This is a genomic window from Pigmentiphaga sp. GD03639 (assembly GCF_029845405.1).
GTDB classification, from domain to species: Bacteria; Pseudomonadota; Gammaproteobacteria; order Burkholderiales; family Burkholderiaceae_B; genus Pigmentiphaga; species Pigmentiphaga daeguensis.
Window position 1 is genome coordinate 111247 of record NZ_JAOCLR010000018.1, and the last position, 6358, is coordinate 117604.

The window sequence follows — 6358 nt, forward strand, 5'->3', positions numbered from 1 at the left end:
TAGGCATGCACCCCCTGGGCGGGGAACCAATGAATTCGAGTTAGCTTATCTGTTTTCCGGCCGGCCGTAGAGCCGCCCCGCCAGTTCCGCCACCTTGGCGATGACCTGCTCCTTGACCTCGTCCGGGGCCCGCGTGCTGGCGACGTAGACCGACATCAGGATCGCGGGCCGTGCGGGCGGCCAGGCGAGCCCGATGTCGTTGGCGCCCACCTTGGAATAGGTGCCGGTCTTCTCGCCGATGCGCCAGCCGGCCGGTATGCCCGCGCGCAGCCGCTTGTCGCCCGTCGTATTGCCGACCAGCCATGCCTGCAGCCGTTCGCGCGACTCGGGCGACAGGGCCTCGCCCACCGTCAGCCTGCCCAGCGTGCGCGTGATGGCGTGGGGCGTGGTGGTGTCGAGCATGCCGGTGGCATGAGGCACGTTCAGCTCGGGTTCGTAGCGGTCGCAGCGCGTGACGCCGTCGCCCAGGCCCCGGATGAAACGCGTCAGCGCCTCCGGGCCGCCGAAGCTGCGCAGGATGAGATTGGCGGCGGTGTTGTCGCTGGTGGTCACGGTGGCATGGCAGAGCTCGGCCAGGGTCATGCCGCGATCGCCCACGTGTTTCCCGGTCACGGGCGACCAATTGACCAGATCCTGCCGGGTGTAGCGGATCCGCCGGTCCAGAGAATCTTCGCCCCGGTCATGCCGGGCCAGCACGAATCCGGCGGCCAGCAGCTTGAAGGTGCTGAGCATCTGGAAGCGTTCGTCGGCGCGGCGGCCCAGTTCCTCGCCGGAGGCGGTATCGACGATGCACACGCCCAGCCGCCCGTCGATCAGCCGCTCCAGGCGCGCCAGCTCGTCCAGGGCGGCGTTGCGCGCCGCGACCGGCAGGGTGCCCGCCGGCTGGCCGGCCCAGGCGCCGCGTGCGCCGCAGGCGAGGCTGGAAAGGACGAGGGCATGGAACGAGCGGCGAGTGGTCAAGGACGTTTCCTCCTAGGCAGGGAATGGCTGCCCGCGCGAAGGCGGGGCCGTATTCTAGCCTCCGGTGGCGGACCGGTCCGGGCGTTAAGCTATTCGACAACCCGGATCCGTAATATGACGGTACTTCCCGCGATAGGCCCGCCATGCCCCAGACCTTGCCGCCCGTTTCCGTCGACAGTGGTTCCCCGCCTCCTTCCGTGCTCCAGATCTTCCTTGCCTTCGCCAAGATCGGCCTGACCAGCTTCGGCGGCGGGCTGAGCGGCTGGATGCTGCGGGAGTTCGTGCAGCGCCGGAACTGGCTGTCGGAGGCCGAGTTCCTGAGCGGCCTCGCGCTGGCCCAGGCGTTTCCGGGCGTCAACGTGGTCAACCTGGCGATCTGGGTCGGTTTCCGGCTGCGGGGCGGCGTGGGCGCGCTGGCCGGCGCGCTGGGGCTGGTGGTGCCCGCCATGGTGCTGGCGCTGGTCGTGGTGGCCGCGTTCGCGACGATGGCGAAGTCCGACTCGGTGCACCAGGCGCTGGCCGGCGTGGCGGCCGCGGCCGTGGGGCTGTCGCTGCAGACGGGACTGCGGGCGGCGCGCCGGGCCGCGCGGGGCCTGCCCGCCCTGGCCGTGATGGTCGTCACCTTCGTGGCGATCTTCCTTTTGAAGCTGCCCCTGCTGTGGGTGGTCGGCGCGATGGCGCCGCTGTCCATCGGGCTGGCCTATCTGCGCCTGCGCGCGGGCGGGCAGGCATGAGGTTCGCGCAACTGGTGGAAGTGGTCCTGGTCTTCGCTCCGCTGTCCTTCCTGACGGTGGGCGGCGGGCAGAGCATCGTGGCCGACATCCACCGCCAGTCGGTGGACGTCTATGGCTGGGTGACGAATCCGCAGTTCATGGACCTGTATGCCCTGTCGCGCATCATTCCCGGTCCCGGCGCGCTGCTGGTGACGCTGGTGGGCTGGCAGGCGGCGGGGCTGGCGGGCGCGCTGGTGGCGTCGGCCGCGATCTTCATTCCGAGTTCGCTGCTGGTGTACGCCCTGGCGCATCTGTGGACCCGGTTCAAGGGCACGCGGTGCATACGCGCGATCGAGGCGGGCCTGGTGCCGGTGGCGGCGGGCATGGTTCTGGCTGCTTCGTGCACCGTGCTGCGCGCCGCCGAGGGCGGCGCCTGGGCCTGGGGCGTGGCGGCCGCCTCGACGCTGACGCTGATGTACACGAGGCTCAGTCCGTTCCTGATGCTGGGAATAGGTGCCCTGGTGTTCCTGGTGGCGCTGGGTTGACATGGATGAAGGCGGCGGATGCCGCCACAAGGAGTCGAAGGTGGAAGACTGGACGTTGCAGGCAAGAGGCTGGGTCAATGAACGCAATTTCGAGATCGATACTTCGCCGGGCGAGGACGGCTACCGGTTCCAGGTGCGGGTGCTGGGTTTTCCGCTGATGCGGGACAGCGAGGTCTTCGCTTCCGCGGAGCAAGCCCGGGCGGGTGCGGTGGCGTTCCTGGAACGGCAGTTCCAGGCCCCGGTCGAGCTGGAATGAATCAGCCCGGATAAGCCTGCCGGACCGAGCGGATGAAGCCGCGCACGGCGTCGTCGTAGGCGGCGCCGCTGCGGCTGGCACCGGAGTGCGAGGCGCCCTCCAGCCAGACCAGCCGCTTGTGCGGCGATTGCCGTGCCGCCGCCAGCAGCGCGTCGCTCATGGCGGGCGGGACGACCCGGTCCCCGGTCCCGTGCAGCAGCAGGAGCGGCGTGCGCAGCTTGCCGATGGCGTCGCGCGAATCGAAGGGCTGCGTGACCAGCAGGCCGAAGCCGGGGATGCCGGCCCAGCGCGTGGTGGCAATCATGTCGCGGATACTGGTGAAGGTCGCTTCGACGATCAGGCCGGCCACCGGTATCGGCGGGTCGAGGCGGGCCATCAGGTCGATCGCGATGGCGCCGCCCAGGCTGTGGCCGTAGACGAAACGGCGGGCGGGATCGGGCTGGAGCCGGGCCAGTTCGCGCAGGGCTGCCTGGGCGTCCTGCCTGACGCTCGCCTGGGACGGCAGGCGAGGCGACGAGGCACCGAAGCCGCGATAGTCGATGGCGAGCATCGAATAGCCCAGCCCCGCCCAATGCTCCATGCGGAACGCGCTGCCGTTCAGGTTCCAGCGCGAGCCGTGCAGATACAGCACCGTGGGGGCGCCGGGATCCGGATGCCGCCAGTACCAGGCACGCAGGGTGTCGCCGCCGGGCAGGGGCAGGTCATAGACCTGGGTGCCGGCCGGCGGGTCGCGCCACCACGAGCGTTCGCCCAGTTCGACCGAGAAGATCATCCCGCGCTGCCAGCGGTCGAGCGCGACATAGCCCGCGCTGGCAAGCGCGAGCACGCAGGCGAGGGCGGCAAGGCGGCGGATCCACATGCTCATTCCGAGCGCCGGACCCGCCGGAGGTTCCCGCATGGGGCGGGCAAGCCGGTCAATCGGCCTGGATGCCGAATTCCTTGACGACCTTGCCGAAGAACGCGTATTCGTCGGCGGTCAGCTTGCCCAGGGCCTCGGGCGTGCTGGCCTTGGCGAAGGCGCCGAAGACGCGCATCTTGGCCACCACGTCGGGCATTTTCAGGATTTCGGCCATGTGCCCGTTCAGCGTGCGCACGACCTCGGCCGGCGTGCCCTTGGGCGCGTACAGGCCCTGCCAGGCGGCGATGTCGATGTTCTTGTATCCCAGTTCGGCCATCGACGGCGCGTCCGGGGCGAGCGGGGTGCGTTCGGCCGCGCCGTTGGCCAGGATGTGGATCTTGCCCGACGCAAGGTAGGGCTCGACCGGGCCATAGGTCATCCAGCTCAGCGCCACGTGTCCGCCCAGCAGGTCGTTGACGGCGGGCGCCACGCCCTTGTAGGGGACGTGGGTGATCTTGACGCCGGCGGCCTGGTTGAAGAGTTCGCCCAGGATGTGCATGGGCGAGCCCGAGCCGGGGCTGGCGTAGGTCAGGGCCTTGCCCGCCTTGGCGTCCTTCAGGACCTGGGCGACCGAGGTGTAGCCCGAGGCCTGGCCGGCTACCAGCAGCAGGGGCTGGGAGGCGGTCTGGGTGATGGGCGAGAAGTCGCGGGCGGGGTTGTAGGTGTCGGCCGAATTGGTCCTGACCACATGGGTGGCCATCGAGAAGGTGCTGGGAGCCAGCAGCAGCGTGTAGCCGTCCGGCTTGGCGCGCGCGACGTAGTTGCTGCCGATGATGCCGCTCGCGCCGGCGCGGTTCTCGACGATCACGGGCTGGCCCAGGCGCTGCGTCAGCTTTTCGCCGAACAGGCGGGCCATGGCGTCGGTGTCGCCGCCGGCGCCGTAAGCGACGACGATAGTGATGGGCTTGGCCGGATAGTCGGCCGCCATCGCGGAAAAGGGCGTGGAGAGCGCGCCGGCGGTCGCCAGCGCGGCAGACAGCGCGAGCGTGGCGCGCCTGCCGGATTGGAGTTGCTTGAACATCATGATGACCATCTGCGTAGAAAGGAGAGTGGCCGACAGGCGGGGACGGGGCTCGTGGCCCAGCCGGGGGACCGGCCGGCGGCGCATGCGCGTGCATGCGTGGCGAGGTTATACCGCAGCCGTCCGTGGCGCGGCTCCCGGCTTTGTATCTTCCAGGGAAAGCGATAGGTTGGGCGGGTGCAACATGCCAGGGGTGAAACGGCGCTGAAACGCGCGGACCCGGCGCAAGGGCAAAAAGAAGGCGGTCCAGCCATGAAGGCGAGGACCGCCAAGCTGCCGGAAGGCTCGTCCTGGGGGGAGGCGCGGGCCTGTGTCCGTCCGGCAGCGACCCCGTGGATCAGACCGGGGACGGGGGAATCTCCGCCGCACCCGCTTCCAGGTAGCGCTTGAGCTCGCGCAGGTCCTCGGCCATCTGGCGCGCGGGCTCCTCGCGCGACAGGCGCGCCAGGAGCCGCCCCGCCTGGCCCAGCGGCGGCTGGTAGGCGATCGTCGCGGTCACCACCGTGCCGGCGCCATCGGGCGCGTCGTGGAATTCGACCTGGCCGTGATTGGGCACGTCGGCGGTGGCTTCGGCTTCCCAGGCGATGCGTTCGCCCGGAACGTCGTCGACCACGTGGGCGATCCATTCGACCAGCCGGCCCAGCGGCGCCTTGACGGTCCAGCGCGACCGGCGGTCGTTGATGACGTCGATGGAGACGATGTGGCGCATGAAGCGGGGCAGGTTCGAGAAGTCCCGCCAGAAGCGGTAGATTTCCTGGCGCGGGCGGTCGATGACGATGGCGTGGGTGGCCGCCGCGGCGGACAGCCATCCCTGTTCGCGCGCGATGCGCCGTTCCAGGGGCGAGGGGGCGACCGCGCGCTTGACGGGACAGTCGCCCGTGGCGGCGCGCCACAGCAGTCCGGCGGCGACGGCGCTGGCCAGGTCGCCGGCCAGCCCGCCGCGGCGCAGGCCCCAGAGTAGAAGCAATGATCCGCCGGCCGCCGAGCCCAGCCGCTCGGCGGATCCGAGGTTGCGGTCCGGATCGCGTTGCGCGGCAAGGGAAGAAGAGGCGGGGGGCAGGCTCGTCTGGTCGTCCATGCGGTCCTCCATGGCAGCGTGCTGCCGACCCAGCAAGCGGCGTGCCTCGGCGGTCCGGCCCGCGTCCGCGAGAAGCGGCCGCGCAACGTGTAAAAGTTGCCGCTCCACATCGGTAAAAAGGGGGCGCTCCGGTCCGGGCGTGCCGATGGCGTAGACTGGCTGCTCCGCGTGGCCGCAGGAGGCAAGATGGAGACAGGCATGGGTACGGGGTATCGGCGCTACGTGACGTCGCTGGCGCTGGCGTTCGCGGTGATCTGGGTGGCGCTGGCCATCGATCCGCTCGACCGTTCCGACTGGGCGCTGGAAAACGTGCTGGTGATCGGATTCTGCGCCGGGTTGGCCGCGAGCTGGCGGCATTTCCGGTTCTCGCGCCTGTCGTACACGCTGATTTTCGTTTTCCTGTGCCTGCATGCGATCGGTGCGCACTACACCTATGCGAAAGTGCCCTACGACGCATGGTGGCAGGCGCTGGCCGGCCGCAGCTTCAACAGCCTGTGGGGCTGGGAGCGCAACAATTTCGACCGCGTGGTGCATTTTTCGTACGGGCTGCTGCTGGCCTACCCGATACGCGAAGTGTTCCTGCGGGTGGCCGACGCCCGGGGGTTCTGGGGCTACTTCCTGCCGCTGGAGTTCACGCTGGCGACCTCCGCCATGTTCGAGCTGTTCGAGTGGATCGCGGCCGAGGTCTTCGGCGGCGACCTGGGCGTGGCCTACCTGGGCACGCAGGGCGACGTCTGGGATGCGCACAAGGACATGGCCCTGGCCGCCTGCGGCGCCGTGGTGGCGATGATCGCCACGGCCGCCGTGAACCGCTGGCTGCAGCGGGATTTTTCGCGGGAATGGTCGGACAGCCTGCGGGTCAAGGACCCGCGTTCCTATGGCGAGGA

The 6358-nt window shown here is 69.8% G+C and carries 8 protein-coding genes; 4 read left to right on the forward strand and 4 right to left on the reverse strand.

The window, feature by feature from the left end; genetic code table 11:
- Window positions 1-45 precede the first annotated feature (45 nt).
- Window positions 46-960 (reverse strand): class A beta-lactamase, encoded by a 915-nt coding sequence (gene bla, locus N5K27_RS18750; protein WP_279818048.1) that lies wholly within the window; start codon window positions 958-960, stop codon window positions 46-48.
- Window positions 961-1103: 143 nt separating this feature from the next.
- Between bla and N5K27_RS18755 the strand changes: the two genes are divergently transcribed.
- The 3 genes from N5K27_RS18755 to N5K27_RS18765 are packed head-to-tail and all read left to right on the forward strand — an operon-like array spanning window position 1104 to window position 2474.
- Window positions 1104-1694 (forward strand): chromate transporter, encoded by a 591-nt coding sequence (locus N5K27_RS18755; RefSeq protein ID WP_279818050.1) that lies wholly within the window; start codon window positions 1104-1106, stop codon window positions 1692-1694.
- Window positions 1691-2218, forward strand: a complete 528-nt coding sequence (locus N5K27_RS18760; protein ID WP_087840824.1) for a chromate transporter — start codon at window positions 1691-1693, stop codon at window positions 2216-2218. Before N5K27_RS18755 ends, N5K27_RS18760 begins: the two co-directional genes overlap by 4 nt.
- Window positions 2219-2258: 40 nt before the next feature.
- Window positions 2259-2474, forward strand: a complete 216-nt coding sequence (locus tag N5K27_RS18765; RefSeq protein WP_140416900.1) for a hypothetical protein — start codon at window positions 2259-2261, stop codon at window positions 2472-2474.
- Window position 2475: 1 nt separating this feature from the next.
- Here the strand turns inward: N5K27_RS18765 and N5K27_RS18770 are convergent, their stop codons facing one another.
- The 3 genes from N5K27_RS18770 to N5K27_RS18780 all read right to left on the reverse strand — a co-directional run bounded on the left by N5K27_RS18770 (window position 2476) and on the right by N5K27_RS18780 (window position 5471).
- The gene (locus N5K27_RS18770; protein ID WP_279818055.1) at window positions 2476-3339 is read right to left on the reverse strand and encodes an alpha/beta fold hydrolase; all 864 of its coding nucleotides are present in this window, start codon (window positions 3337-3339) and stop codon (window positions 2476-2478) included.
- A gap of 49 nt (window positions 3340-3388) precedes the next feature.
- Window positions 3389-4396 carry a tripartite tricarboxylate transporter substrate binding protein gene (locus tag N5K27_RS18775; RefSeq protein WP_242621593.1) on the reverse strand — a complete coding sequence of 336 codons (1008 nt, stop codon included), beginning with the start codon at window positions 4394-4396 and terminating at the stop codon, window positions 3389-3391.
- A 334-nt stretch (window positions 4397-4730) separates the two neighbouring features.
- Window positions 4731-5471 (reverse strand): SRPBCC family protein, encoded by a 741-nt coding sequence (locus N5K27_RS18780; RefSeq protein ID WP_279818058.1) that lies wholly within the window; start codon window positions 5469-5471, stop codon window positions 4731-4733.
- A 198-nt stretch (window positions 5472-5669) separates the two neighbouring features.
- On the opposite strand from N5K27_RS18780, the gene N5K27_RS18785 reads away from it, so the two are divergent.
- A partial coding sequence (locus N5K27_RS18785; RefSeq protein ID WP_279818060.1) for a DUF2238 domain-containing protein occupies window positions 5670-6358 on the forward strand: 689 nt, incomplete at its 3' end.

Excerpts from the sequence above, each read along its gene's own strand:
- N5K27_RS18755 (WP_279818050.1), top strand. The coding sequence starts at position 1,104 with ATGCCCCAGACCTTGCCGCCCGTTTCCGTCGACAGTGGTTCCCCGCCT.
- N5K27_RS18760 (WP_087840824.1), top strand. The coding sequence starts at position 1,691 with ATGAGGTTCGCGCAACTGGTGGAAGTGGTCCTGGTCTTCGCTCCGCTG.
- N5K27_RS18770 (WP_279818055.1), bottom strand. The coding sequence starts at position 3,339 with ATGAGCATGTGGATCCGCCGCCTTGCCGCCCTCGCCTGCGTGCTCGCG.
- N5K27_RS18775 (WP_242621593.1), bottom strand. The coding sequence starts at position 4,396 with ATGATGTTCAAGCAACTCCAATCCGGCAGGCGCGCCACGCTCGCGCTG.
- N5K27_RS18780 (WP_279818058.1), bottom strand. The coding sequence starts at position 5,471 with ATGGACGACCAGACGAGCCTGCCCCCCGCCTCTTCTTCCCTTGCCGCG.